A 25,650-nucleotide genomic window follows, 5' to 3' on the forward strand; every position below is an offset into this window, starting at 1 on the left:
GATGGTTGGGACGTTACCGGGGTGAGGGGGGTTCCGGCAGGCTGGGCCGGTGACCGAACGCCGCCGCTCCTTCACCCGCGCCGAGCTGGAGTCCTTCCGCGACGCGGAGGTGCCCGACCTCCTGCCCGATGACGACGACCAGGGGCTGCGGCTGCTTTTCGTCGGCATCAACCCCGGCCTGTGGACCGCCGCGACCAACACCCACTTCGCCCACCCCGTCAACCGGTTCTACCCCGCGCTGCTCCTCGCGGGCGTGCTCGAGCGGCCGATCGACCCCGCGGCCGGGATGAGCGAGGAGGACCGTGACTACCTGCGCGCGCGAGGCGTCGGGATCAGCAACCTCGTGCGCCGCGCCACCGCCCGCGCCTCGGAGCTGTCGAGGGAGGAGCTGCGCGAGGGCGGGGAGGCACTCGCCGCACTGGTCCGACGTACGACGCCCGCGGTGGTGGCCGTCGCCGGCATCACGGCCTACCGCACAGCGTTCGGCGTGCCCAAGGCCGTGCTCGGGCGGCAGCCGGAGCCGTTCGAGGGGGCCGAGCTGTGGGTCGTGCCCAACCCCAGCGGGCTCAACGCGCACGAGACCGTCGCGTCGCTCGCCGAGGCCTACGCGGCACCGGCCCGGGCCGCGGGGATCCTCGGACCGACCTAGAACTCCTGGTCCTTGCCGAGCACGGTGAGCCCGTCCTCGACGACGAACCCGCGAGCCAGGTCGGCCGCGGGGTCCACGCCGAGCTGGCCGCCGGGCGGCACGACGACGTTCTTGTCGAGGATCGCGTTGCGCACGACGGCTCCGGCGCCGATGCGCACACCGTTGAGCAGGACCGAGCCCTCGACGACGGCACCGGGCTCCACCCGCACGCCCGGGGAGAGCACCGACCGCTTCACCGTCGCGCCGCTGACCACGACACCCGGGGAGAGCAGTGCCTCGTCGACCGTCGAGTCGACGCCGTCCGCGCCCTGCACGACCTTGGCCGGGGGCTGGGGGCCGTAGGAGGTGTAGATGGGCCACTCGAAGTTGTAGAGGTTGAAGACCGGCAGCGGCGAGACGACGTCCATCTGGGCGGCGTAGTAGGAGCCGAGCGTCCCGACGTCGCGCCAGTAGCCCCGGTCGCGGTCGGTGGCGCCGGGGACCACGTTGTCCTTGTAGTCGTAGACGCCGGCCAGGTTGCGGCGCACGAACGACGGGACGATGTCGCCGCCCATGTCGTGCTTGGAGCCGGCGGTCGTCGCGTCGCGGGTGACGGCGTCGATGAGGGCATCGGCGTCGAAGACGTAGTTGCCCATCGAGGCGAGGACCTCCCCGGGGCTGTCGGGCAGGCCGATCGGATCGGTCGGCTTCTCGAGGAACTCGCGGATCCGCGACGGGTCGTCCGGGTGCACGTCAATGACGCCGAACTGGTCGGCGAGCCCGATCGGCTGGCGGATCGCAGCGACAGTGCAGGTCGCATCGCTCTCGACGTGCTGCTGGACCATCTGCGAGAAGTCCATGCGGTAGACGTGGTCGGCGCCGACCACGACCACGATGTCGGGCTTCTCGTCCTTGAGCAGGTTGAGGGACTGGAAGATCGCGTCGGCGCTGCCGAGGTACCAGTGCTTGCCCACGCGCTGCTGCGCCGGCACGGGCGTGACGTAGTTGCCGAGCATCGTCGACATGCGCCAGGTCTGGGTGACGTGACGGTCGAGGCTGTGCGACTTGTACTGCGTGAGCACGACGACCTGGAGGTAACCCGAGTTGACCACGTTGGAGAGCGCGAAGTCGATCAACCGGTAGATGCCGGCGAAGGGCACGGCGGGCTTGGCGCGGTCGGCGGTGAGGGGCATCAACCGCTTGCCCTCCCCACCCGCGAGGACGATGGCCAGGACCTTCTTGCGCGACGCTCCAGTCATGGCGCGACCCTAGCCGGAGGCCGGGGCCTAGGGTGAGCGTCGTGCGCGTCGACGTGGTGTCCAAGGAGTATCCGCCGTCCGTCTACGGAGGGGCCGGCGTCCATGTGACCGAGCTGGTCCGGGCGTTGCGCGCCCGCGCCGATGTCGATGCCCGGGTGCACGCCTTCGGTGGGCCGCGCTCCGAGGCCGGTACGTCGTCCTACCCCGACCTGGTCGAGCTCGCCGGCGCCAACACCGCGCTCCAGACGCTCGGGGTCGACCTGGCCATCGCCGACGCGGTCGGCGGGGCCGACCTCGTGCACTCGCACACCTGGTATGCCAACCTGGCCGGCCACGTCGCGTCCCTCCTGCACGGCATCCCCCACGTCGTCTCGGCGCACTCGCTGGAGCCGCTGAGGCCGTGGAAGGCCGAGCAGCTCGGCGGTGGCTACGCCGTGTCGTCGTGGGTCGAGCGGACGTCCTACGAGGCGGCCGCCGCGGTGATCGCCGTCTCGGCGGCGATGCGCGACGACGTGCTGGCCTCCTACCCCGCGATCGACCCGGCGAAGGTGCAGGTGGTGCACAACGGCATCGACACCGAGCAGTGGTCGCCGATCGTCGCGCCCGACCGGGTGCGCGAGCTCGGCGTCGACCCGGACCGGCCCTCGGTCGTCTTCGTCGGTCGGGTCACCCGCCAGAAGGGGCTGCCGTTCTTCCTGCGCGCGGTCGCGCAGCTGCCGCCGGAGGTGCAGATCGTGCTCTGCGCCGGCGCGCCCGACACCCCCGAGATCGCTGCGGAGGTGGAGGTCCTGGTGGCGGAGCTCGCCGCCGGGCGCTCGGGCGTGGTGTGGATCCGCGAGATGCTGCCGCGCCCCGACGTCATGGCGCTGCTGACGGGCGCCACCGCCTTCGCGTGCCCGTCGATCTACGAGCCGCTCGGCATCGTCAACCTCGAGGCGATGGCCTGCGAGACCGCCGTCGTCGCCACCGCCACCGGCGGGATCCCGGAGGTCGTCGTGCCGGGCCAGACCGGCCTGCTGGTGCCCATCGAGCAGGCTACGGACGGCACGGGCACGCCACTGGATCCCGAGGGCTACGTGCGCGACTTCGCCGCCGCGCTCAACGAGGTCGTGGCCGATCCGACGCGGGCAGCCGCGATGGGGGTCGCGGGTCGGCAACGGGCCGTCGATTCCTTCGGCTGGCCGGCGATCGCCGAGCGCACCGTGGAGATCTACCGCTCGGTGCTCTGAGCCGCGGCCTGAGTCGCGGGGCGTGAGTCGCGGGGCCTGAGTCGCGAGGCCTGTGGAGGAGCGTTCGCGCGATCGCCGGGATGGGGGGATCGTCGAGACATGACCTTTCAGACACAGATCCGCACCCAGTCCGACCTCGAGAACGCCTGGCGCACCCTGATGGGCCCGCTGGGCTTCGGCGGCCACAGCGTCTGGCTGATGGCGCTGGAGCCCGACGGCACGACGACGCCCATGATCATGGAGATCACCGAGTCCGAGGAGCCGATCGACGAGGAGATGCAGGCCTCGCTGGCCGAGCTCCTCCGACTCACCACGACCGAGCTGGTCCCCGACGGCCGGGTCGCCTTCCTGCGCACCCGCCCCGGAAGCGACGGCCTGAGCGCTGCCGACCGGGAGTGGGCGCGGGCGCTCTACGCGGCGTGCCGGCTCGCCGGCGTGCGGCACGAGGTGTTGCTCGTCGCCAACGACGTGATGCTGGAGCCGTTGCCCCTCGACGACCTGCCCACCGGCCTGCCGATGGCCGGATGACCCTCGCCCGGCGGCCACGTGCTCTAGGTTCGGCTGCGTGACCAAGCTGATGTTCGCCCTGTGGGGTGACGACCTCTCCGCCGCCCTGCACTCCCCCGACCTGCGGGCCGCTCTGGCTGCGGCCGGCGCCGAGCGTCTGCAGGTCAACCTCGACGACGAGCACGTCGCTGCCGCGATGCGGATCCCCACCGGCGACCGGCCGATCGGGGCCGTCGTGAGCGTGTGGACCTCCGGTCCCTCAGCAGTCGTCGTGTCGGCCCTCGAGGCAGTCGCCCGGGACGCGTCGGGTCACGTGGCCGGGTGGGAGGTCGAGGAACGGCGTCCGATCGGGCCTCCCGAGACCTGGGACGGCTCGCGTGGCGCCGGGCTCGCCAACGTGGCGGTCCTGCGACGTCCCGACGAGCTCTCCCAGGAGGAGTGGCTGCACCGCTGGCTCGTCGACCACACCCCGATCGCGATCGCGACGCAGGCGACGTTCGGCTACCTGCAGAACGTCGTCGTCGAGGCCGTCACCCCGGACGCTCCGGTGGTGCACGCCCTGGTCGAGGAGCTCTTCCCGATCGAGGGCATGACCGACATGCATGCGTTCTACGGCAGTGGTGGCGACGACGCCGAGCTGTCCCGACGCCTCGAGCTGCTCATGGGCAGCGTGACGCGCATCGGAGCCGACCGCGACATCGACCTGGTGCCGACCAGCCGCTACCTCTACGCGCTCAGCTGACAGGGTCAGCTGACGGAGCGGTCGATGACGGTGCCGTCCTTCTCCGCCCTGAGGTAGCCCGACTCCCCGAAGTCGTTCGACGCATACGCCGACAACCAGGTCGTCGAGTCGTCCTGGGGCTTGCGCACGATGACGTAGTAGCTCGTCGGGTCGTCGACCAGCATCCGCGTCTTGCGGGTCAGTCGGCCCAGGACGGTGGGGTCGATCGTCGAGAGGTCGAAGCGCTCGTAGGTCGAGGTGCTCTTCGTGCTCTCGGTCAGGTCGCCGTCGAAGTAGTAGCTGATGGAGCGCTTGCCCTCCGCCTCGGCGGGGGCCGTCGTCACGGCGTACTCCGAGTAGAGCACGGACTCGAAGACCGCCGTCCTCCCGGTCTCCTCGCGGAGGGAGTCAAGGAGGTCGCGGAAGCCACCCGGCGTGAACAGGTCCGGCGGTGGGGCGTCACCCGGGCCCGGGGCGTCCTCGAACCCGTCGAAGGGGTCGAACCCCCCGAAGGTCTCGTCCGAGCCGTTCTCGATGTTGCCGACGACGCTGAGGATCACCGCGCCCGCCCCGATCGCGATCACGAGGAAGAAGATGATCGGGACGAGGATCAACGCCCTCGACCCCCCCGGGGGCTTGGTGCCATACATCTGCGTCACCTGCGCCGCGACCATCTGGTCCTGCGGCGGGCCGTAGTTGACCTGCGGCGCGGGGCTCGCTTCCTCGCTCGGGTCCGTCTGCGGCGGCTCGTACGTCGTCCACGCCGGCGCGGTCGCGCGGTGCGCGAGGTCCTGGGTGATCATCTGCAGCTCGGTCGTCGTCTGCGCGTACTTCAGCTGGTCGACGCGGCGGTCCCGGTCTGCCTGGACGATCCGACCCTCGGCCAGGGCCGCCTCGACGGCCTTCTTCGCGGCGTTGCGATCCCCATCGTCTACTCGGTCCACGGGTGCACGCTAGCCGTGACGGGGGGTCGGCGTCAGTAGTCCACACGAGCCATCGGGACGCTGTGCAGCGCGGGCCTGCTGCTCACCTACGCTCCGTGAGCCGGCCCGTTCTCGAGGTCGGCGAGTCGCTGGTGCAGCTGGCGGCGTACGTCCTCCGGCGTGACCTGCGCGCGCTTGCGCTGCTCGCGGGCGATGATGGCTCCGCTGGCGGCGACCCCGGTCAGCCCGGCGATCCCCAGCACCTTCCACAGCTTCATCGACAGGACTCCCTCATCGTGCACACCTCACGCCTGACCCTCGATGCCGCGGTCGAACTGACCCGCACCGGGGACCTCTGGCTCTTCCGTGGCCATTCGGCCGCTGACCACGCTATCCGCGTCCTGACCAACGCGCCCGTCAACCACGTCGGCATGGCGATCGTGATCGATGACCTGCCGCCGCTGATGTGGCACGCCGAGCTCGGCAAGGGGCTGCTCGACGTGTGGACCGGCGACCACCACCGCGGCGTCCAGCTCCACGACCTGCGCGGTGCGGTCGAGCAGTGGTGCGGCCGCTACGAGCAGCGAGCCTGGCTGCGCCAGCTCGACGGCGAGGTCACCCCAGAGATGGAGGCAGCCGTGCTGCGGACGGTGGCGCGGCTCGACGGCACGCCGTTCCCCGCGACGGCCAAGCTGATCGGTCGGTGGGCGCGCGGACGCCTGCGACGACCCGCACCCGCCGAGCTCACCTACTGCGCCGAGGTGGTCGCCGCGACCTACCAGGCGATGGGCCTCCTCGACGGCTCACGCCCCACCAACTTCTACGACCCCGGGACGTTCTGGTCAGGAGACGACCTGGAGCTGGGCCGCGGCGCGACGCTCGGCGACGAGATCGAGGTCGTCACGTCCCTGCCGTGACCCACTGCTCGCCACCGATCACCCGGCGTACGGGCCTGGAGAGGGCGCCGGTGGGCACGTTGCGCAGCAGCGAGGCGGCGGTGAACTCGGCGGCAAAGCGGTCGAAGACCCTGCCGTGGCTGAGCATCGCGTGCTTGCCCCCGGGGATGGTGATGAAGCCCAGCGACGCCCGCTGCGCGATGCGTTCCGCGACCAGCCGGGCACGGGAGATCGGTGCGATCCGGTCGGCGTCCCCGTGGACGACGAGGACGCGGCGCCCGGAGAGGTCGGCATCGTCGTCGGGGTAGAGCCACGGATTGAGGGCGACCACCGACTCGACGCGGGACTGACCACCGGCCAGGAGTGCGGCGCGACCGCCCAAGGAGTGACCCACCAGCCCGACGGGGAGATCGGCGTAGTCCGCACGGACCTTGCCCATCGCCCAGATGACGTCGCGCACGGGCGTGTGCGCCGAGTCCCAGCCGCGGTAGGAGTTAAGGAGTCGGTAGACCGCCAGGTGGCCACGTCCCTCGCGGGCGACGCGTCGCCCGGTCGGGATCATCCGGACCACCGACAGCTGCGCGGGGCTGACCATCATCTGCTGTTCGCGCGACGCTCCGCCGTGCAGCACGAGCACGACACCGGTGGCCGCATCGGGCTCGCGGACCGGGATCAGCCGGGGTGATGCTTCCAAGCTCAGTCCCTCCTCTTCTCGCTCATGGCTGGCCAGTACCCAGGGTGGCCGTCCTCAGGCGCATCCCACGCACGTCCGCGCCATCGGGCGGGCCTCGAGCCGACCGGCCGGGATCGCGTGGCCGCACACCTCGCAGGTGCCGTAGGTGCCGGCGTCCAGCCGACCCACGGCCGCGTCGACCTCGGCCAGGTGGGCGACGGCCTGGTGCACGAGCGCGTCCACCTGCGAGCGCTCGAACGCGATCGTGGCTCCCTCGGGATCGTGCTCGTCGTCGGCGTTGGTGTCGCGCGAGGCGGCGACGACCCCGGCGAAGTCACCGCGCAGGCTGGCCAGGCGTAACGCCGTGCGCTCCCGCTCCACGGCGAGGCTCGCGCGAGCGTCCTCGTCGCTCACCATCAGGACGAGGGCGTCGGGCTGGGCGTGGGCAGGGTGGGGTCGACCTCGGTCGGGAGCGGGTCGGTCGGCGTCGGGTCGGACGGCTCCGTCGGCTCCTCGGTCGGCGTCTCCGAGGGGTCCACGGTCGGCACCTCCGACGGGTCCTCCGTCGGCTCCTCGGTGGCACCCGAGGTCGGCTCCTGCGTGGGCTCGCTGCCACCGTCGCTCGGTTGACGGTCGGGCTGCTCGTCGTCGTCGCCGGACGAGGAGCCGCCGCCGGTGAAGGTCGAGCTGGAGTCCTTGTCGCTGCCTCCGGTGTAGGAGGACACGCTGCGGCCGGTGAGCGCCTCGAAGGAGGCGATCGCGATGACGACGACGAGGAACGTCGCCGCGGCCAGGGCCGCGATCCGTCTCCACGGCAGCACCACGAGACGATCGCGCAGGGTCGGCGGCGCCACGGCCGCCTCGTCGAGGTCCGCCTTCGCCTCGCCGAGGCGCTCGTCGGCCATCTCGAGGTGGGCCTCGACGGCCTCGTCGTCACCCTGACGCCGGCCGGCGCGGCGTACTTCTGCCTGCGCGATGCCGACCTTGAGCAGCGCCGTCTCCTGGGCCTTCGCCAGGGAGCGCCTGCTGCGGGCGAGACCCTGCGCATAGAGCTGGCTCGTCACGGTCACCGCGATGCTGCCGAGGGCGGCACCGACGAGGGTGCCGACCGCGCCGAGGGTGGACAGCAGGACCGCAGTCGAGACGGCCGCCAGCGCTCCGGCGAACGTCTTGACCCAGTCGAGCTCGAGCTTGGGGTCTTCGTCAGTCATCTCCTCTCACCATGCCACGGTGACCCAGCCCACACCGCACCCCGTCAGGTCACCTCCACCGCCGTCACGACGAGGTTGTCGGCGTAGTGGAACCCGCCGACCGTGCGGCGTCTGGTGGTGCAGGTGACGAGGTGCAGGACGTGGGGGCCGTCGGTGCGGAACAGCTCGGCAGGCAGTCCGCGGGTGCGGGCGAACCGCTGGACCCGGCGTACGACGAAGCGGTGGGCGCTGCCGTCCGCCGCGGTCCAGGCCACGACGTCACCGATGCGCACCTTCCGCAGGCGCCACAGTGCTCCCGGACGTTCGTGACGGTCCGAGACGTGGCCCGAGACGACGCTCGCACCGAGCAGCTCGCCGGCCGACGAGGTCGTCGTGAGCCACCCCAGCCGCCGCCTGTCGTCGGGGATCGCCATCGCGCCCCGGTCGAGTCCCACCCCGTCGACGGGCGCGCCGATGCCGGCGCTCGGGATGCTGAGCCGCCCAGCCGGCAGGCGTCTCGCCGACGAGACAGGAGCACGGTAGGTGCGGTGCAGGTAGTGCGGTCGCGCCCGCCGGGTCGGCACCGTCGCCTCGCCCTGGACGGCCTCGCCGCCGAGCAGCGCCGCCGAGCCCAGGCCCCGCAGGTCGCCGGAGGTGGGACCGGAGGGCACCTCGGGCACGTAGGGCGTGACGGGTCGGGTGAGGAGCGCCGTCTCGACGGGGATGCCGGGCCGGGTGGCCGCCGCGTCGGTCGAGGAGGTCGCAGGCAGCCGCTCGCGGTAGGTGTAGCACCCTGCGACCTCGAGCAGCGTCGACCGCGTCTCGCGCGTGCCGTTGCCACGAGCGAGGAGCTCACCACGGTCGACGACCGGAGCGCCACGCCAGTCGAGCCCGTCGCAGGACCCGTTGCCACGCGGCGCGAGTGGTCCGTGCAGCCACCACCGCACCGTGACCCGGTCGTCGGCGCCGAGCCCGCGCAGCCGCACGGTGTCGGAGATCCGCTCGCCGGTCAGCGCGTGCTGGTCGGAGGCGACCGTGCTCACCCGTGGCGTACGACGGACCGCGAGCGCCGTCTCCGTCTCCAGGCCCGGCGGACTCACCGCCTCGCTCGTCAACGCCGTGGGCGCGACCCGCTGGCTGTAGGTGTAGCAACCGGTGGCGCTCAGCGTGGTCGACGGGGTGCGGTAGGAGCCGTCGCCCAGCACCGCGAGCCCCCCGGACGCGACGATCCCGGCGCGACCCCACGCCAGGTCGTCGCACGAGCCGTCGCGGGGTGCGCGCGGGCCGTGCAGCGCCCACTCGATCGTCACCGGGCTCTCCCCGATGCCGCCGAGGACCACCCGGTCGTGGAGGGCGTCACCGACGAGCGCGCGTTGCTGCGACGCGGTCGTGCGGATCGTCGGCGTGAACGGGATGACCCGGGTCGTCTCCTCGACGATGCCGCAGCGCGTGGTCACCGGCACGGTGTCGTCGTCACCGGGGAACGACTCGACCCACGTGTAGAAGCCGACCGCGGGCACCACCACCGGCGGTGTGGTGGACGTGCCGTTGTCCGACACCGCGAAGGTCACGCTCCCCGCCCTCGCCGACGGCGTGCAGTCCTCAGCGCCCGGCTGGTCGGCGAACGGGCCGAACAGCGTCGCCGTCACTTGCGCGTCGTAGCCCTCGGGCAGGCCGGTCACCATCACCACGTCGTGGATCTCGGCCCCGGGCGTCACGACCGCCTCGGAGGTGCGGGTGACGACCTCGGGCCTGGCCTTGCGGATCTTGGCACTGGCCTGGACGACCGCGGTCGTGCGACTCTCCTGGGCGATCCAGCCGCGCTGCACGCCGGCCGGGCGCGCGGTGCGACCGCCGTGCGGTCGCCACGACCGGGCGCGGTAGAGCAGCCCGTCGGCTGCCGGCCCGAACGCGTTGGCGCGGATCCGGTAGCGGCCGACGTCGTGGGGCTTGATCCGGAGCTTGGTGCGGTGCGCGTTGGAGCGCACGGGTCGCGGGCAGCGGATCGGACCGGTGCAGACGAAGCGCACCTCGACCCCGGGCACCCGGACCCCCGCCGCGGAGAGGACGCGGACCCGGTAGGTGCGGGTGCGTCCGAGCCGCATCGGGCCCTGGTTGCGACTCTCCATGCGGAGCTCGTAGGGGCCGCGAAAGCGTGAGGCCTGCGACCACATCTCCTGCGCCAGCCGCAGGATCGGCCCACCGAGCCCCCCGATCGGTGGCCGGACGTGCTCCCCCACGTGGAGGCCCTGCGGGTAGACCACGGCGCCACCGGGTCGCACCCCGTCGCCCATGACCTCGCGGATGACCAGGGCGATCGCGGCGTCCCGGTCGTCGCTGCCGGTCGAGCCGTCACCGGCCCACGTCGAGATCACCTGGTTGAGCGCCGCCACCTCCGCGTCGCCGACCCGCTCCCCGAGCTGGTTGACGAGGCGGTCGGTGCCGACCGTGGGGGCGCTGCGCGGCAGCCGCGAGTCGTAGAGGAAGTCGATGCAGAAGAACACCCGGCCGTCGGGCGCTCGGTAGGTGCCGATCCAGGTCAGCCCGCTCCCCCGACCCGTCGACCAACGCAAGCAGGCGCCGTTGACCAGGTTGGGGTCGATGCTGCGGCAGGCGCCCTTGGCGACGCGCGTGGCCGCCTCGGCTGCCGGCGTACGGCCGGGTGGGAGCAGGACCAGCACCAGCGCGCCGAGGAGCAGGCACAGCGCGAGGGCGGCGTGGGTGACGGGACGGGCGACGGGGCGGGCAAGGCGTGAGAGCGACATGACGAGCACCGTTGCCGCTCTCGGGGGCTGAGCGAACCACGATCTGGACGCCTGTGGATGACCGCCTGGTCGGGCTGCCGCTAGCGTGCAGGTCGTGGACGACTACGACGCTGAGGAACTCTTCGACGAGATCGAGTTCGGCGCCCGCGCCGACAAGGCCGAGGCCCACGAGAAGATCGGGTGGTCGATCCCGGTAGGTGAGCACGGACGCGTGCTGTTCCTCAAGGCGGCAGCCGAGCACTGGGCGATGCGCGACGACCTCGCCCACGCCCGTGAGCTGCTGGCCGAGATCGCGGACGGTCCCGACGAGGGAGTGCTGAGCGTCCGTGCCATCCAGCTGACCATCGCGCTCCGGGAGGACGACACCGCGGAGGCCGAGGCGCTCCTCGCCCAGCTGCTCGCCGACTTCCGCAAGGACCTGGTCACGACCTCGACCTGCCACTTCGTCGGGGACTGCCTGCAACACGCCGGTGAGCTGAAGAAGGCGCACCGCTGGTTCACCCTGCCGCTCTCCAACGTCGACCCCGACGAGGACCTCGACGACCTCGAGGAGATGTGCGTCGTGGCCCGCGCCGGCGTACGCCGTCAGCTCGGGCTGCCGCACGACCGCTATGACGCGGTCGCCGACGAGATCGAGGCCCTGCGCGAGGCCTGACGCGCGAGGCATCCGGATCAGAGCCGGGGAGGACGCCCGGCAGGCGCGGTCGCCGCCCGACGCCCGCGTGGTATCCACCTGCCGGCGAAGGGGTGCGCCTCGGGAGAGCTCGCCGGCGCGCGCTCGCTGCCATCCTCGAGACCGCACCGAGCGACCGATGAGTTCTCCGGCCGACGCCGGTCGGAGCACCTGAAGGACCACCCGACCCGACCTGAGGAGCCACCATGGCCGCCCTGCTCAACCCCTACATTCACTTCGAGGCAAGCGCCCGCGAGGCGATGGAGTTCTACCAGTCGCTCTTCGGCGGCGAGCTCAACGTGATGACCTTCGGCGACATGGGCATGGAGGGCGCCACCGCCGGCCACGTCATGCACGCCCAGCTGCAGGCGCCCAACGGCTTCGCACTGATGGCCTCCGACACACCTCCGGGGATGACCCTCACCAAGGGCGAGACCGTGACGCTCTCGCTCAGCGGTGACGACGAGACCGAGCTGCGTGGTTGGTTCGAGGCGCTGGCCGAGGGTGGCGAGGTGCACGCGCCGCTCGAGAAGCAGGTGTGGGGCGACCAGTTCGGGCAGGCGGCCGACAAGTTCGGCGTCACCTGGCTGGTCAACATCAACCAGCAGGGCTGACCCAGCCTCCACGGCTGCGGCTGCGGCTGCGGCTGCGGCTGACCGACCGGCTCAGTGCAGCAGCTTGAGGCCGGTCACGCACCCGACCAGGCCCACGAGCAGCAGCACCTTGAGCGCGGACACCGACTCCTCCCCGCTCGCCATCGCGTAGGCGACGGTGAGGGTCGCGCCGATCCCCACCCACACGGCGTACGACGTGCCGACCGGGAGGGTGCGCATGGCCCAGGCCAGCCCCGCCATGCTCGCGAGCAGCGCTGCCGCGAAGGTCACGCTCGGGACGAGCCGGGTGAAACCCTCGGAGCGACCGAGGGCGGTCGCCCAGACCGCCTCGAGCACGCCTGAGATCACGAGAACGAACCATGACACCGGAGTCTCCTCTGGGCCGTCTTGTCGCGAGCCGGGTACGGCACCCATCGTCCGGGAGCCTCGTCGGGCTCTGGCTCGACCCTAGCAACGGGTGGGCTGAGGGGCACGTCGCCGCGGTGGCCGCTCCGTCACGTTAGGCGGACTAGGAAACCCGCTCCGCCATTGAGAACGGCACAGTGAGGACGCCACCACCGCGGACTTCCAGGTGGTAGCGGGTGCGGCCGCGCTTGACCAGCGTGCCGACGACGCCTTCGTAACGGCCCTGGGCGATCACCCGCATCGGCTCGCCGACCCGGGCAGGCGGCCCGGCCGGCACGAGGGCGGGCTGGTCGAGGATCCGGCGCAGGTGGGCGTCGTAGCCGGCGGTCATCGCGACCGATCGGCCGTGGTGGGTCCAGGTGAAGAGGTGGGCGACGTCGAAGGTGGTCGAGCAGAGCCTGCAGGTCAGGGGGCGCTCGGGCCGGCGGTGGCGGGTGACGCGGTGGGCGGCGCCGCACAGCCCGACCCAGGCTCCGTCCACGGAGGGGGCATCGGGTGACATGCACCGCTCGGCGCTGCAGCCGATGCGTCGGGCGGTCGCCTGCCAGACCCGGTCGTGGCCGTGGCGCGCACCGACCAGGGCATGGGCGACCTCGTGGAGGAGTGTGTCGCGCACGTCGGCCTCGGAGTGCAGCTCGGTCAGCGGCGCGGACAGACCGATCTGACGGGTGGTCTCGCGGCAGATCCCGGCGCGGCGCTTGGCGCGGTCGAAGACCAGCTCCCAGTCGCGCAGGCCGTGCTGGTCAAGGAGGGCGCGGCCGAGGTGGGCTGCGGCGGTGAGCTGCACGTCGTACCTCCTCGGGAACCGGTGCACCACGATCCTAGGAAGGCCCACCGACATCGGTGCCGAGGCGCTCCGTGCAGGTGCGAGGATGTGACCATGACGACTGAGAAGCCCGTGATCGTGCTCGGCAACGACGGCTCGAAGGCGAGTGAGCCCGCCCTGCGCTGGGCCCTGCAGCAGGCCCGCGCCACGGGTGGGCAGGTCCAGGTCGTCCGGGGCTGGACCATGGCGACGGCGCCGCGACCCGAGTCCCAGACCGTCGGCTACGTCCCGCCGCTGGCGGACTTCGAGGCTGCGGTCGTCACGTCGATCGAGGCCGACTGCGCGGCGATCGTCGCGGAGTTCCCCGAGGTCGAGGTCGCCTACGTCGCCAAGCGCGGCCCTGCCGCCAACGCCCTGCTGGACTGCGCCGAGGCCGCCGACCTCGTCGTCGTCGGTGCGCGTGGGCTCGGTGGCTTCCGCGGCCTGGCCCTCGGGTCGACGAGCGACCAGGTCACCCGCCACGCGGCGTGCCCCGTGGTCGTCGTCCGCCACGACAAGGACGCGCAGACCGAGAGGTCGCTCCCCCGCGAGTGACCCCCGAGTGACCCTGGTCAGACGACGGCGCCCTGGCGATCAACGCCTGACGTCGGGCTCCAGGTCGGTGCTCCACAGCACCGCGCCGGTGAGGTCGCGCAGGCTCATCGTCAACCGCCCGTCGATGGCGATCGCCGCGTGGCCGAAGAACTGGTTGCCCTTGCGCGGCGACTCGTTGGGCGTGGCGGCCGACTTGCTGAAGACCACCTCGGGCCCGAACGTGCCGTCGAGCTGGTTGGGGCCGAAGGTGCCCGCCGCGATCGGCCCGGCGACGAACTCCCAGAACGGCTCGAAGTCGGTGAAGCCGGCCCGCGTCGGGTCATAGCGGTGCGCCGCGCAGTAGTGCACGTCGGCGGTGATCCACACCGTGTTGCGGATGCCGCGGCGCTTGATCTCGGAGAGCACGTGCGCGATCTCGAGCTCCTTGCCCAGCGGTGCGCCCGGGTCCCGGTTGGCCAGGCTCTCCTGGTTGACCGGGCCGTCGGGCACGACGACGCCGAGCGGCATGTCGGCGGAGATCACCTTCCACGTGGCCGTCGAGCGATCGAGCTCGCGGACCAGCCAGTCGACCTGCTCCTGGCCGAGGATGTTGGTCCCCTCGGCCTCGAGACCAGGGGTGTTGGGGTCCTTGAAGGTGCGCATGTCGAGGCAGAACACGTCGAGCTGCGGCCCGCGCGCGACCTTGCGATAGATCCGCGCCGGCGCGAAGCCCTGGTCACGACCGCGGTCCTGGCGGTGGGCGCGCGGGTCGGCGATCGGCATGTACTCCTGCCACGCCTGCCGCGCCCTCGCCGCCAGCACGTCGACGCGACGCTCCTGTGCGTAGCGCGGGTCGTCGAGCACCTCGCCGGCCCACCAGTTGTTGGTCGTCTCGTGGTCGTCCCACTGCGCGATCACCGGCACCTCGGCATACATCGCCCGCACGTTCTCGTCGAGCATCGTGTAGCGGTGCCGCCCGCGGAACTCCCCGAGCGTCTCGGCCACCTTGCTCACCTCGGGCGTCACGAGGTTGCGCCACACCTGCCCGTCCGTCTCCACGACCTCCGCCGCGATCGGCCCGTCGGCATAGATCGTGTCGCCGGCGTGGACGAAGAAGTCGGGCCGCGTCTCGTGCATGGCGCGATAACCGACCAGTCCCCCGAGGTCCGGATTGATCCCCCACCCCTGTCCGCACGTGTCACCGGTCCACACGAAGCTCGTCGCCTGCGGCTGTACGCCGGCCGTGCGGAACCTCGCCACCTGCGACTCGCCCCGGTGGCCGTCCTCGTCCTCGAACGCCAGCCCCACGGCGTACTCACGCCCGGGCGCCAGCCCCTCCAACGCGATCTTGGCCGTGAAGTCGCTGCTCGCGTCGGCCCACGGCCCCTCCACCCGCCGACGCTTCCGCCCGCTCAGCACCTCCGCCACGAGCCGCCCCCGCCCCGACGACCGCGCCCACACCACGCCCGAGCCAGTGCTCACGTCACCGCTCTGCACGCCGGAGGTCAGTCGCAGGCGGCTGCGCACCAGGCTCGCCAGCACTGCCGATGTACTCGAGGGGAGCGCGACGGCGCCCGTGGTGGTCAGCGCGCCCGCGGTGAGTGCGCTGGAGCGCAGGAGCGTACGACGGCCGAAGGTCTTCCCGAGATCAGTCATGTCCCCCACGCTGCTCGATCGAGGTGGCGAGGCGGTGATCTGGAGCCGAACAGACCACGACGACGTCCCACCACCATGCGCTTCCTGCTAGCAGCCACGGCCCTGCTCACCTGTGCCGGTTGCGGCAGCGATGCCTCGCCCCCCGCTTCAGGGGCTGGGACCCGGTCCGCCGTCTCCGGCCAGGTCCTCCTCGGACCTCAGTGCCCGCTCGAGGTCGTCGACGAGCCCTGCGACCCGGCACCCGCCGCCGGCGCCACCGTGACCGTCTCCGAGCAGCTCCCCGGTGAGGCCTACGCCGCCGGCCCCACCGTCGCCGAGGCCCTCACGGACGCGTCAGGCCACTTCCGGATCGACCTCGCCCCCGGCGACTACGTCGTGACCGCCGACGCCGGGATGTCCTGCGAGCTCATGGACGTGCGCGTCGTCGTCGGCGAGGACGCCACGATGGACGTCCCGTGCGACACGGGGATCCGCTGACCGTCAGCAGATGCCGAGCCGCTTGGCGACCTCGTCGCCGGCCACCCGTCGTACGACGTCAGGGTCGCCCACCACAGTGAGCAGGTCGGTCGCGCGGGACATGCCGACGTAGAGCCGCTCGCGAGCGCGGTCACGCCCCCCTGATTCGTTGACGCACAGCACCACCGCGGACCGCTCGAGGCCCTTGCAGCCGAGGACGTGGCCGTAGAAGACGTCGTCGCCCTCCCAGAAGGTCCGCCAGTAGCCGAGCTGGCCGTGCCGCTCAGTCGCGTCGGCGTGCATCGGGTGACGGTGCCCGGTGGTGATCAGCGCGATGTTGCCGTGGGACCAGCCCTCGACGAGCAGGCGCTCGACCTCGTCGTCGGCATGCCCGATCGCCTCGTCGGACGAGCACGGCACGAACCGGACGGCAGGGCCGTCGCCTCCCTGGGCATACATGCGACTCGGTGCCAGGGGTCCGAAAGCGCCGTGGATCTGCTTGGTGTTGCGCAGGTTGTGGTCGAGCACGAGGGGCACCAACGCGACCGGCGGCCGGCCGAAGCGGGCGAAGATGCGCTGGTTCTCGTCGGAGTAGACGTAGAGCCCGCCCTCGACCTCGTCGCGCAACGACTTGAGGACCGGACGCCACCAGCTGTCGGCGAAGTCCTGGGCCTCGTCGACGATGACGGCGTCGTACCTGTGACCCTCCGGCAGATGCTCGGCCAGGTCGCCCATGACGGTCGGGAGGGTGACCTCCCAGAAGTGGCTGTCCTCCCTGCTCCCCTTGGGTGCGCCCCACTGGCCGCCGAAGTCCTCGAAGGTTCCGACGTACGCCGGGCGGTGGTTGCGCGGCCAGGTCGAGACCTGGCGCTTGAGGAACTCCGCGAGGCCGATCGAGTAGCACAGCAGGGCCACCCGCTGGGCCTTGCGCTCGCTGGTGCCGCGGGTGAGCTCCTTCGCCTGCTGCAGCGCGAGGACCGTCTTGCCGCTGCCGGCACCGCCGCGCACCTCGACGCGCCGGAGCAGCCGCGTCACCTTCAAGATGATGTCCTGCTCCTGGGTGAGCCGATCGGCGCGCGCGGACCGCTCGGCGGCCTCGGCGTTGACGTCGTAGGCCGTGTGGAGCCGGCCCGAGAGGATCTCCACGATCAGGTCGATGTCGTCGTGGTTGGGCGTCGGGTGGTCGTGCGCCAGGCCCCAGCCGTTGTCGCGCACCCGTTGCTCGAGCTCGACCTGGTCGTGCTTGTCGTGGAACGCCCACCGGGGCAGCTCGGGCACCGAGAAGTCGTTGCCGAGGACGGAGTAGGGAAGGACCACGCCGTGCGACCAGGCGACGTGGCCGCGACTCCCCCAGCGGGGGTCCTGCTCGACATAGCGACGCAGCGCGTGCTTGGCATCGCGCGCCTGGTCGACGGGCCAGGTGGGCTCGTCCTTGCCGCTGCGCCTGACCCACCAGCCACCCTCGTCGTGCCACACAGAGCCACCCTTGACCTCCAGGACGAGCACGCCCGCCTCGGGCATCAGCACGATCAGGTCGGCCTCGTGGTCCTTGTCCTGGTCGGTCAGGCGGAAGTTGGCGATCAGCACGTCGTCGGCGCCCAGCCCCGCGCGGAGCCGCTCCCAGACCTCCTGCTCGGAGGTGGTCGTGAACCGGGGCTCCTCGGGGATCAACCTCACCATGGGGCGACCGTGCCACATCCGGGCGCCGTCACGACACCTCCTGCTCCCACTCGCCGGAGTCGAGTGTCTCCTCGACGTCCAGCAGGGACAGCTGCTGGCTGCGGCGCAGGGGCGACCGTTTGTCGAGGGCGCCGCGGCGGACCCGCGCCTCGCCGTCGGAGAGGAAGCGCAGCGCCCGACGCAGGTGGCTCAGGACGAGCTCCTGGTCGTGGTCGTCGGTCGCCAGCGAGTCGCGACGCAGCGCCACGATGGCGGCGATGATCGCGCTCCGGTCGTGGCTGAACAGCACCGCCACGCTCGAGGGACGCATCGGACCCTCGTGCAGCGCCTCGAGCAGCGCGGTGAGCGCCAGGGGCGGCTCCGGGGCGACGGGCTGCTCCCGGAGCACGTCGCGGAACCGCCGCCCACCCAGGCGTACGGCGAGCTCGCGCGCCAGGTCGTCGACCACGCTGAGCATCACCGCCAGCATGCCGCGCAGCTGCGCCGGCGCGAACGGCATCGCCACGAGCCGCACCTTCATGACGACGTAGTCGCCGACCAGCACGAACTTGAAGAGCTCGTTGGCCCGGTTGAGCAGCGCCAGCTCGACCGGGACCCGCGAGTGCTCCCGGACCCCGAGCACGACGTGGGCGAAGAGGTCGATCGACGGAGAGTCCTCCACGACGCGCACCCAGACCAGGGACCGTCCCTCCACGACCGTGACGTCGCCGTCCTCGTCATGGGTCAGGTCGTCACCGAGCATGACCCGCAACGCCTCGTCGACGAGCGAGCGCAGGTGGTCGTCGTCGACCGGCATGACCGCGATCTCCTCGGGCTCAACCGCCGCGGCGCTGGTCACCGTCTCGACGGGGCTCGGCTCCTCCAGGTCCCCCAGCAGGAACGACGGGTGCAGGCATCCGTAGACCTCGCGCAGGGCCCGCACCACCAGCACGGCAACGCGGTCTGCCTCGCGGGGTTGCGCGTGGACGTAGAAGTTGCCGCCCTGGTCGGACTCGTCGTCGGCTGGCGCTGGCCGCTCCCAGCCCATCTCGAGCAGCGCGTGCTCGTGGTCGTCGGACAGCGCGTAGCGCTCGTCGAGGTAGTCGTTGCTCACGACCTCGACGCGGATGGCTCCCTCGTCCCACCGCAGGACCTGCGCGTAGGGCGCCGCGCCCTCCAGGTCCTCCTCGTCGACCCCGGTCAGCACGTCGATGCTCAGGATGTCGTCGACCTCCATCGCGATGATCCGGTCCGCCAAGCGGCCCCGGAACCGCACCCACTCGTCCTCGACCTGGCTGTCCAGGTCCCGTCGTTCGTTCGTCATCTGACCCCTACCTCTCGACCCGCTTCACGGCTCACGTTAGGGGTGACCACCGACACTGATGGCGAGGTGAAACGGCGGTATGAAACCTTGGGTCCGTGACTCATGAGGCAGTGCCGCTCGGGCTGTATGAATCGCTGCTCACGGAGCGCTCTCGTCTGAACCCGATCCACCACGGCGACCTCGAGTCCTCCACTGGTGCCGTCGACCCTGCCGATCAGCCGCACGTCCCGGCGCGAGCCCAGCGCCTTGCTAGCCGCGTCGTCGATCGTCGGCGCCCTGACGAATGACCCCCCGGAGATCGCACCCACCATCGCCTAGACAGTCGCCCGCGGCAGGTGCGGATGGATCATCAGCACTGCGGTTGCCCGCGCACGCCACGCACGTGCTGAAAGAATGCGGTTGATCTGGTCCACTGGATGGGTAGACCAGATCAACCGCACTGTCACGGGCAGACCTTCAACGGTCGAGCCTCAGCTGCAGCCGGACGTGCTGCCGCAGCCCTCACACACATAGCAGGAGCCGGCGGGGCGCATCTTGGTGCCGCAGGTCATGCAGAGGGGAGAGTCGACGGCGGTGCCGGTGAGCTTCTCCATCAGCTCGGCGGAGGTGCGGGCCTGCTGGGGCTCGACGACCACGGCCGAGGTCTCGACGCGGGCTCCTGCGTCGCCCGGCTCGACCACCAAGGACAGGTCCACGAACTCGGCCTCGATCAGCTCGGAGGGTGAGCCGGTCTCGGTGACGGGCTCGTAGGAGCCGGTCTCGAGGTGGCGCTGGCGCTCGTCGGCGGAGTAGATGCCGAGGGCGGAGCGCTCCTCGAACGTCATGTAGTCGAGGGCCAGGCGGCGCCAGACGTAGTCCATGAGGGACTGCGCCATGCGGACGTCGGGGTCGTCGGTGAGGCCGGCGGGCTCGAAGCGCAGGTTGGTGAACTTCGCGACGTAGGTCTCGAGGGGCACTCCGTATTGCAGGCCGATGGAGACCGCGATCGAGAAGGCGTCCATGACGCCGGCGAGCGTGGAGCCCTGCTTGCCGAGCTTGAGGAAGACCTCACCGAGCTGGCCGTCGTCGTGGGCACCCGAGGTCATGTAGCCCTCGGCGCCACCCACGGTGAAGGAGGTGGTGCGCGAGGTGCGCGACTTGGGCAGGCGCTTGCGGGTCGGGGCGTAGACGATCTTCTCGATCACCTTGGTGGCCTCGATGACCTCCCCGACGACGTCGCCGGCAGCGGCGGACTTGTTGGAGTCCTCGCCCTTGTTGTCACCCTTGCCGCTGGAGAGCGGCTGGCCGACCTTGCAGTTGTCACGGTAGATCGCGGTGGCCTTGAGACCGAGCTTCCACGACTGGAGGTAGATGTCCTCGATCTCCTCGACGGTGGCCGACTCCGGCAGGTTGACGGTCTTGGAGATGGCACCGGAGAGGAACGGCTGGCAGGAGGCCATCATCCGCACGTGGCCCATCGGCTTGAGCGAGCGCGCGCCCATCGCGGTGTCGAAGATGTCGTAGTGCTCCAGCTTGAGGCCCGGTGCGTCGATGACGTGGCCGTGCTCGCCGATGTAGTCGACGATCGCCTCGACCTGCTCGCCGACGTAGCCCATCTTGCGCAGCGCGCGCGGGATGGTCTGGTTGACGATCTGCATCGAGCCGCCGCCGACGAGCTTCTTGAACTTGACCAGCGAGAAGTCCGGCTCGATGCCGGTGGTGTCGCAGTCCATCATGAAGCCGATGGTGCCGGTGGGGGCGAGGACCGAGGCCTGGGCGTTGCGGAAGCCGTTGAGGGCACCGAGCTCCTGCACGTCGGACCAGGCCTTCGTGGCGAGAGCGTGGACCTGGCCGTCGGCGATCCCGAGCGTGCGGATCGTGTCGTTGGCGGCCTGGTGCTTGCGCATGACCCGCTTGTGGGCCTCGGCATTGCGGGCATAACCGGCGTAGGGACCGACGATCGCGGCGAGCTCGGCCGAGCGCTTGTAGGACTGACCGGTCAGCAGCGAGGTGATGGTCGCTGCCATCGAGCGGCCACCATCGGAGTCGTAGCCCAGGCCCATGGCCATGAGCAGCGCGCCGAGGTTGGCGTAGCCGATGCCGAGCTGGCGGTAGTCGCGGGTGGTCTTGGCGATCGGCTCGGTCGGGAAGTCGGCGAAGCAGATCGAGATGTCCATCGCGGTGATGATGAACTCGACGGCCTTGGCGAACAGCGGGGCGTCGAACGTGTCGTCGTCCTTGAGGAACTTCAGCAGGTTGAGCGAGGCCAGGTTGCACGAGGAGTTGTCGAGCGACATGTATTCGGAGCACGGGTTGGACGCGGTGATGCGGCCGGTCTCCGGGTTGGTGTGCCAGTCGTTGATCGTGTCGTCGTATTGCAGACCCGGGTCGGCGCAGGCCCAGGCGGCCTGGGAGATCTTGGTGAAGAGCCCCCGGGCGTCGACGGTCTCGATGACGGAGTTGTCCTTGCGCGAGCGCAGGCCGAAGTCGGTGCCGTCCTCGACGGCGCGCATGAACTCGTCGGAGACGCGGACCGAGTTGTTGGCGTTCTGGTATTGGACCGAGGTGATGTCGACGCCACCGAGGTCCATGTCGAAGCCGGCGTCACGCAGCGCGCGGATCTTGTCCTCCTCGCGCGCCTTGGTCTCGACGAACTCGACGATGTCGGGGTGGTCGACGTCCAGGACGACCATCTTGGCCGCGCGACGCGTCGCGCCACCGGACTTGATGGTGCCTGCGGACGCGTCGGCGCCGCGCATGAACGAGACCGGCCCCGAGGCGGTGCCGCCGGAGGAGAGGAGCTCCTTGGAGGAGCGGATGCGGGAGAGGTTGAGGCCGGCCCCCGAGCCGCCCTTGAAGATGAAGCCCTCCTCCTTGTACCAGTTGAGGATCGAGTCCATGGAGTCGTCGACGGAGAGGATGAAGCAGGCCGAGACCTGCTGGGGCGACGGCGTGCCGACGTTGAACCAGACGGGAGAGTTGAAGGAGAAGTACTGGTGGACCAGCAGCCAGGTCAGCTCGTGCTCGAAGATCTCGGCGTCGGCGACCGTGGCGAAGTAGCCGTGGTCCTTGCCGGCCTTGGTGTAGGTCTGCACGACCCGGTCGATGAGCTGCTTGAGGCTCCACTCGCGGACCTCGGTGCCGACGGCGCCGCGGAAGTATTTCGTGGTGACGATGGTGGAGGCGTTGACCGACCAGAAGTCGGGGAACTCGACCCCGCGCTGCTCGAAGACGACCGCGCCGGTCTTCCAGTTGGTCTGGTTGACGTCACGACGCTCCCAGGTGAGCTCGTCGTAGGGGTGGACACCCTCGGTGCTGAAGACCCGCTCGAGGGTCAGGCGCTTGCCGGAGACACCGTCTCCTGCGCCCCTGCTCGTGCCGCTCACGGTCTCGGTCATGTGCTCTCCTCGTGCCTCGTCTTCGGGGGTGGGTCGATCATCGCTGCTGGCACCGACAGTCCCGACCGGCCTCGTCACGAGGAACCGGTCGGGCTGGGGCGCTCGACGTTGGTACGCCCGGCAGGCAGCTTCCCCACTACCTGCCGGGCGGTCTGTGGTCAGCCGCTGGGGGCTGAGTGGGTGAGCTCCGCGGGCGAGTCCGGGACGGACCGCTCGGCGCGGAGGATCGCGATCTCGTCCTCGAAGTCGTCGGCGGACTCGAAGGCGCGGTAGACGCTCGCGAAACGGAGGTAGGCCACCTCGTCGAGCTGACGCAGCGGACCCAGGATGGCGAGCCCGACCTCGTTGGCAGGGATCTCGGCGGCACCGGAGAGACGCAGCGCGTCCTCCACGGCCTGGCCGAGGTGGGCCAGCTCGTCCTCGGTGACCGGGCGGCCCTTGCAGGCCTTGCGGACACCGGAGATGGCCTTGTCACGCGCGAACGGCTCCGTGGCGCCGGAGCGCTTGAGCACGGTCAGCTGCATCAGCTCCACGGTCGTGAACCGTTTGGCGCAGGCGTTGCAGGTGCGACGACGGCGGATCGAGCCACCGTCGTCGGCGACGCGCGAGTCGAGGACCCGGGTGTCGGTGTTGCGGCAGTAGGGGCAGTGCACGACGGGGCCTCCTCTCGGGCGCAGTCGAGACACCCGCCAGATGACGGGTGACCTGTGGATAACGGGGGTCTTACTGTGCATAACAACGAGCGAACTGTGGGCCATCCCCATCCGAGCTGTGAACTAGATGTGGATAACTACACCGGTGTAAGTACTAGATGTTGTGGTAACCGTACGCCCCGACTTCGGGGCTGCGCAAGTGGGTCGGCGAACTTCCTGGGACCCACTTCACAGCAGACCCAAAGCCGCAGGTCAGCGGCGTGATGGACGCTCAGGGAAGGGCCCGTGGCACAGTCGGGGCATGCGTCGTACCCCTGTGCTGAGCTCCCTGGTCCCGCTGTCAACCCTGCTGCTGACCTTCGCCCTCACGGCCTGCGGTGGGGACGGCGAGGAGCCTGACGCCTCGGATGGGAGCACGGCCTCCAGCAGCGTCAACACCGGCGACCTGCCCGAGGGCTTCCCGGTCGACGACGTCCCGCTGATCGAGGGCCGCATCACCCAGGCCACGGCCGGCGAGGAGGCCGGCGAGGACGAGGGCTTCGTGGTGATCCTCCAGGCCGACGGACCCACCGACTCCGTCCTGGCCGAGGCCGTGGCCCTGCTGACCGACGCCGGATTCACCGTCACCGAGACCGTCGGCGGGAGCGGCGGCGGAGGCTTCGCAGGCAGCTCGCTGACCCAGGACTCCTTCACCGTGACCATCACGACCTTCCCCAACACCGGCGACGAGCAGACGACGTTGCAGTACCTCGTCTCGGAGTCCTGATCGGGTCCTGATCGGGTCCTGAGCGAGTCCGGCGCGACGAAGCCAGGCGCATCGGGAAGAATGGCCGCGTGGCACAGGGGAAGCGGGCAGGGACGCGCAAGGGCAGCAAGCCCAAGACGGGGTTCCAGCCTGCGCTGCTCGGCCTCGCCCTCGGCGTGACGGGCGCCGTCGCGGCCTGGGGCTACCTCGTCTACGCCGCGATCGACTTCGGCTCCGAGGCCCGCGGCGGCGACTCCGGAGCCTGGCTGTTCCTCGGCCTGGCATCCGTCGGTGCCGTCGCGTGCCTGTTCCTCGGCTTCCTGCTCGTGGCGCGACTGCTGCGCCGACTCGGCATCACCCAGGCGCCCGCCCGCACACTCACCGCGCCGGTCATCGAGGACGGGGCCCGGCCCGACGCTCCGCCGAACACGCCTCCCGGCGGGCACCGCGCGATCCGCTAGGACGCCGCAGGGGGCGAGGCCGATGGCCTCGCCCCCTGTCTTCCCCGGCTCACCAGCCGGGGTCGAAGCGGCTGGCGAAGTCTGTGTGTCAGCTGGTGGGGACCCGCAGCTCCTGCCCGACCGAGAGAATGCCCGAGTCGAGGGCGTTGAGGCGGGAGATCTCGTCCATCATCGAGCGGACGTCACCGTCGTCGGAGAGGTCGGCCGCGAGGTCCCAGAGCGTGTCGCCGGGGCCGACCAGCACCACGCGGGTGGGCTCGGGCGTGCCGGGACGCTCGGTGGCGACCGAGCCGGAGGCCAGGGCGAACCCGACAGCGAGCACGACGAGCAGCGACCCGAGGAACACCACCAGGCGACCACGCCGGGTCAGCCGCAGGGCCGGGCCGTGGGTGATGGCAGTGGTGGCGGCGGTGGCGGTGATCGGGTGCAGGGTCAGGGTGCTCATCTGGGACCTCCTGGGGAAGTGGCGGTCAGCCTCGGATCGAGAAGTGCTGCGGTGTCGAGGAGATGTCTAACCGTGGCCGCCGACAGTGCCTCCTGAGGAGGATCCGCGGTGCCACTCGATCAGAGATTCGATCGAACACATGCTCGAGGCTAGAGCAGGTGTTCGAACGACGCAAGGCCCTGGGCGAACATTTGTTCGAAGCCGTCAGGGGTGCACTCAGGAGCGCCCGGCGCGCCGTCCCTGGGCCGCGAAGAGCGCGGTGGCGCCCTGCGACAACGACGGAGCCAACGTCGAGGCGCGCATCAGCCCTCCACGCCAGGCCGGCAACGTCCGCACCACGCGCCGCGACCCCAGGAGGGCGACCGCCTGGGTCGCGACCTCCTCGACACCCAACATCCGCCCACCCGACTGGACCAGGGCGCGGGCCAACCCGTCGGGTCGCATGTCGGCGACCATCTGGGTCGCCACTCCGTCGGGGCACAGCGCGTGCACCCGCACCCGACGGGGCGTCTCGGCCTGCACCGACATCGTGAGCGAGACGACCGCGGCCTTCGTGGCGGCGTAGACCGAGAGACCCGGCACCGGGCCGTGACCCGAGAGCGACGCGGTGTTGACGACGTCGCCGCCATGGTCACCGAACGCCCCGACCGCGGTCCGCGTGCCCCACAGGACCCCGAGCAGGTTGACCTCGACCAGCGTGCGCACCTGCTCCTCGGACAGCTCCGCGAGGGTGCCGTCGAAGCCGACGCCGGCATTGTTGAACCAGGCGGTGAGCCGGCCGTGCCTCGCGGCGCTCGCCGCGACGGCCCGGTGGGCCTCGGGGTCGCGCACGTCGTGGGCCAGCCCCTCGGCGGCGCCGATCTCAGCGGCGGTGCGGGCCGCAGCCTCTCCGTCGAGGTCGGTGAGGACCACCCGCGCTCCGCGCGCCACCATCTGCTCGGCGATCCCCCGGCCGATGCCCCGCGCCCCACCCGTCACGACACAGCTCACGTCCATGGCGCCATCCTCCCGGCCTCGGGGGCGGGGACGGGAGCGGTCTCGCCCCGCGACAC

Annotated in this window: 27 protein-coding genes and 1 riboswitch; of the genes, 11 read left to right on the plus strand and 16 right to left on the minus strand. The window is 71.0% G+C overall.

All coding sequences use genetic code 11. The features are described from left to right. The first annotated feature begins 49 nt into the window (after nt 1–49). On the plus strand, nt 50–649 hold the full coding sequence (locus BM204_RS10515; protein WP_091112893.1) for a mismatch-specific DNA-glycosylase: 600 nt from the start codon (nt 50–52) through the stop codon (nt 647–649). Here the strand turns inward: BM204_RS10515 and glgC are convergent. Then, nucleotides 646–1,887 (minus strand): glucose-1-phosphate adenylyltransferase, encoded by a 1,242-nt coding sequence (glgC, locus tag BM204_RS10520; RefSeq protein ID WP_091112896.1) that lies wholly within the window; start codon nt 1,885–1,887, stop codon nt 646–648. The genes BM204_RS10515 and glgC overlap by 4 nt on opposite strands. Nucleotides 1,888–1,928: 41 nt before the next feature. On the opposite strand from glgC, the gene glgA reads away from it, so the two are divergent. From glgA to BM204_RS10535, 3 genes are all read left to right on the plus strand, one after another. Further along, a complete protein-coding gene (glgA, locus tag BM204_RS10525; protein ID WP_174812997.1) occupies nt 1,929–3,116 on the plus strand; it encodes a glycogen synthase in 1,188 nt (395 codons plus the stop codon). Between the two features lie 99 nt (nt 3,117–3,215). After that, nucleotides 3,216–3,644 carry a hypothetical protein gene (locus tag BM204_RS10530; RefSeq protein WP_091112900.1) on the plus strand — a complete coding sequence of 143 codons (429 nt, stop codon included), beginning with the start codon at nt 3,216–3,218 and terminating at the stop codon, nt 3,642–3,644. A 37-nt stretch (nt 3,645–3,681) separates the two neighbouring features. Continuing rightward, on the plus strand, nt 3,682–4,365 hold the full coding sequence (locus tag BM204_RS10535; protein WP_091112902.1) for a hypothetical protein: 684 nt from the start codon (nt 3,682–3,684) through the stop codon (nt 4,363–4,365). Between the two features lie 5 nt (nt 4,366–4,370). On the opposite strand, the gene BM204_RS10540 is transcribed toward BM204_RS10535, so the two are convergent. Continuing rightward, entirely contained in the window at nt 4,371–5,288 is a 918-nt protein-coding gene (locus tag BM204_RS10540) for a DUF1707 SHOCT-like domain-containing protein (RefSeq protein ID WP_091112904.1), read from the minus strand. Nucleotides 5,289–5,374: 86 nt separating this feature from the next. After that, nucleotides 5,375–5,569, minus strand: coding sequence for a hypothetical protein (locus BM204_RS10545; RefSeq protein WP_143099720.1), 195 nt, complete (start codon nt 5,567–5,569; stop codon nt 5,375–5,377). Here BM204_RS10545 and BM204_RS10550 point away from each other — a divergent pair. Beyond that, entirely contained in the window at nt 5,564–6,184 is a 621-nt protein-coding gene (locus tag BM204_RS10550) for a C40 family peptidase (RefSeq protein ID WP_091112907.1), read from the plus strand. The genes BM204_RS10545 and BM204_RS10550 overlap by 6 nt on opposite strands. Here the strand turns inward: BM204_RS10550 and BM204_RS10555 are convergent. Genes BM204_RS10555 through BM204_RS10570 form a run of 4 tightly spaced genes read right to left on the minus strand, consistent with a single transcriptional unit; the run spans nt 6,168 to nt 10,791 of the window. Continuing rightward, nucleotides 6,168–6,857, minus strand: coding sequence for an alpha/beta hydrolase (locus tag BM204_RS10555; protein WP_174812996.1), 690 nt, complete (start codon nt 6,855–6,857; stop codon nt 6,168–6,170). The two genes, BM204_RS10550 and BM204_RS10555, sit on opposite strands and share 17 nt — an antisense overlap. Nucleotides 6,858–6,911: 54 nt before the next feature. After that, nucleotides 6,912–7,250, minus strand: a complete 339-nt coding sequence (locus BM204_RS10560; protein WP_371863250.1) for a TraR/DksA family transcriptional regulator — start codon at nt 7,248–7,250, stop codon at nt 6,912–6,914. 2 nt (nt 7,251–7,252) lie between these two features. Then, a complete protein-coding gene (locus tag BM204_RS10565) occupies nt 7,253–8,047 on the minus strand; it encodes a hypothetical protein (protein ID WP_091112911.1) in 795 nt (264 codons plus the stop codon). Nucleotides 8,048–8,091: 44 nt separating this feature from the next. Further along, the gene (locus tag BM204_RS10570) at nt 8,092–10,791 is read right to left on the minus strand and encodes a class F sortase (RefSeq protein ID WP_143099721.1); all 2,700 of its coding nucleotides are present in this window, start codon (nt 10,789–10,791) and stop codon (nt 8,092–8,094) included. A gap of 94 nt (nt 10,792–10,885) precedes the next feature. Here BM204_RS10570 and BM204_RS10575 point away from each other — a divergent pair, with 94 nt between their 5' ends. After that, the gene (locus tag BM204_RS10575) at nt 10,886–11,446 is read left to right on the plus strand and encodes a hypothetical protein (RefSeq protein ID WP_143099722.1); all 561 of its coding nucleotides are present in this window, start codon (nt 10,886–10,888) and stop codon (nt 11,444–11,446) included. A gap of 224 nt (nt 11,447–11,670) precedes the next feature. Continuing rightward, nucleotides 11,671–12,078, plus strand: a complete 408-nt coding sequence (locus BM204_RS10580) for a VOC family protein (protein ID WP_091112918.1) — start codon at nt 11,671–11,673, stop codon at nt 12,076–12,078. A 51-nt stretch (nt 12,079–12,129) separates the two neighbouring features. Here the strand turns inward: BM204_RS10580 and BM204_RS10585 are convergent, their stop codons facing one another. Beyond that, the gene (locus BM204_RS10585; protein ID WP_091112920.1) at nt 12,130–12,444 is read right to left on the minus strand and encodes a DMT family transporter; all 315 of its coding nucleotides are present in this window, start codon (nt 12,442–12,444) and stop codon (nt 12,130–12,132) included. A 10-nt stretch (nt 12,445–12,454) separates the two neighbouring features. Next, nucleotides 12,455–12,518, minus strand: a riboswitch (guanidine-III (ykkC-III) riboswitch). A gap of 68 nt (nt 12,519–12,586) precedes the next feature. Beyond that, nucleotides 12,587–13,270 (minus strand): SprT-like domain-containing protein, encoded by a 684-nt coding sequence (locus BM204_RS10590; protein WP_246166136.1) that lies wholly within the window; start codon nt 13,268–13,270, stop codon nt 12,587–12,589. A gap of 93 nt (nt 13,271–13,363) precedes the next feature. Between BM204_RS10590 and BM204_RS10595 the strand changes: the two genes are divergently transcribed. Continuing rightward, nucleotides 13,364–13,843, plus strand: a complete 480-nt coding sequence (locus BM204_RS10595; protein WP_091113183.1) for a universal stress protein — start codon at nt 13,364–13,366, stop codon at nt 13,841–13,843. Between the two features lie 39 nt (nt 13,844–13,882). On the opposite strand, the gene BM204_RS10600 is transcribed toward BM204_RS10595, so the two are convergent. Beyond that, entirely contained in the window at nt 13,883–15,478 is a 1,596-nt protein-coding gene (locus BM204_RS10600) for an alkaline phosphatase D family protein (RefSeq protein WP_091112927.1), read from the minus strand. A 75-nt stretch (nt 15,479–15,553) separates the two neighbouring features. Between BM204_RS10600 and BM204_RS10605 the strand changes: the two genes are divergently transcribed. Further along, nucleotides 15,554–15,955, plus strand: coding sequence for a carboxypeptidase-like regulatory domain-containing protein (locus BM204_RS10605; RefSeq protein WP_091112929.1), 402 nt, complete (start codon nt 15,554–15,556; stop codon nt 15,953–15,955). 3 nt (nt 15,956–15,958) lie between these two features. On the opposite strand, the gene BM204_RS10610 is transcribed toward BM204_RS10605, so the two are convergent. From BM204_RS10610 to nrdR, 4 genes are all read right to left on the minus strand, one after another. Next, on the minus strand, nt 15,959–17,614 hold the full coding sequence (locus BM204_RS10610; RefSeq protein WP_091113185.1) for a nuclease-related domain-containing DEAD/DEAH box helicase: 1,656 nt from the start codon (nt 17,612–17,614) through the stop codon (nt 15,959–15,961). Nucleotides 17,615–17,642: 28 nt separating this feature from the next. Then, the gene (locus BM204_RS10615; RefSeq protein ID WP_091112931.1) at nt 17,643–18,917 is read right to left on the minus strand and encodes a T3SS (YopN, CesT) and YbjN peptide-binding chaperone 1; all 1,275 of its coding nucleotides are present in this window, start codon (nt 18,915–18,917) and stop codon (nt 17,643–17,645) included. A 470-nt stretch (nt 18,918–19,387) separates the two neighbouring features. Then, nucleotides 19,388–22,294 carry a vitamin B12-dependent ribonucleotide reductase gene (locus BM204_RS10620; protein WP_091112933.1) on the minus strand — a complete coding sequence of 969 codons (2,907 nt, stop codon included), beginning with the start codon at nt 22,292–22,294 and terminating at the stop codon, nt 19,388–19,390. A gap of 158 nt (nt 22,295–22,452) precedes the next feature. Next, nucleotides 22,453–22,947, minus strand: coding sequence for a transcriptional regulator NrdR (nrdR, locus tag BM204_RS10625; protein WP_091112936.1), 495 nt, complete (start codon nt 22,945–22,947; stop codon nt 22,453–22,455). A gap of 301 nt (nt 22,948–23,248) precedes the next feature. On the opposite strand from nrdR, the gene BM204_RS10630 reads away from it, so the two are divergent. Next, a complete protein-coding gene (locus BM204_RS10630) occupies nt 23,249–23,713 on the plus strand; it encodes a hypothetical protein (protein WP_091112938.1) in 465 nt (154 codons plus the stop codon). Nucleotides 23,714–23,781: 68 nt separating this feature from the next. Then, on the plus strand, nt 23,782–24,153 hold the full coding sequence (locus BM204_RS10635) for a hypothetical protein (protein ID WP_091112941.1): 372 nt from the start codon (nt 23,782–23,784) through the stop codon (nt 24,151–24,153). Between the two features lie 88 nt (nt 24,154–24,241). Here BM204_RS10635 and BM204_RS10640 read toward each other — a convergent pair whose 3' ends face one another. Continuing rightward, nucleotides 24,242–24,598 carry a LysM peptidoglycan-binding domain-containing protein gene (locus BM204_RS10640; RefSeq protein ID WP_091112945.1) on the minus strand — a complete coding sequence of 119 codons (357 nt, stop codon included), beginning with the start codon at nt 24,596–24,598 and terminating at the stop codon, nt 24,242–24,244. A 216-nt stretch (nt 24,599–24,814) separates the two neighbouring features. After that, nucleotides 24,815–25,594 (minus strand): SDR family oxidoreductase, encoded by a 780-nt coding sequence (locus tag BM204_RS10645; protein WP_091112948.1) that lies wholly within the window; start codon nt 25,592–25,594, stop codon nt 24,815–24,817. Nucleotides 25,595–25,650 lie beyond the last annotated feature (56 nt).

Origin of the sequence: Nocardioides psychrotolerans (assembly GCF_900113685.1) — a bacterium.
Classification (GTDB): domain Bacteria; phylum Actinomycetota; class Actinomycetes; order Propionibacteriales; family Nocardioidaceae; genus Nocardioides; species Nocardioides psychrotolerans.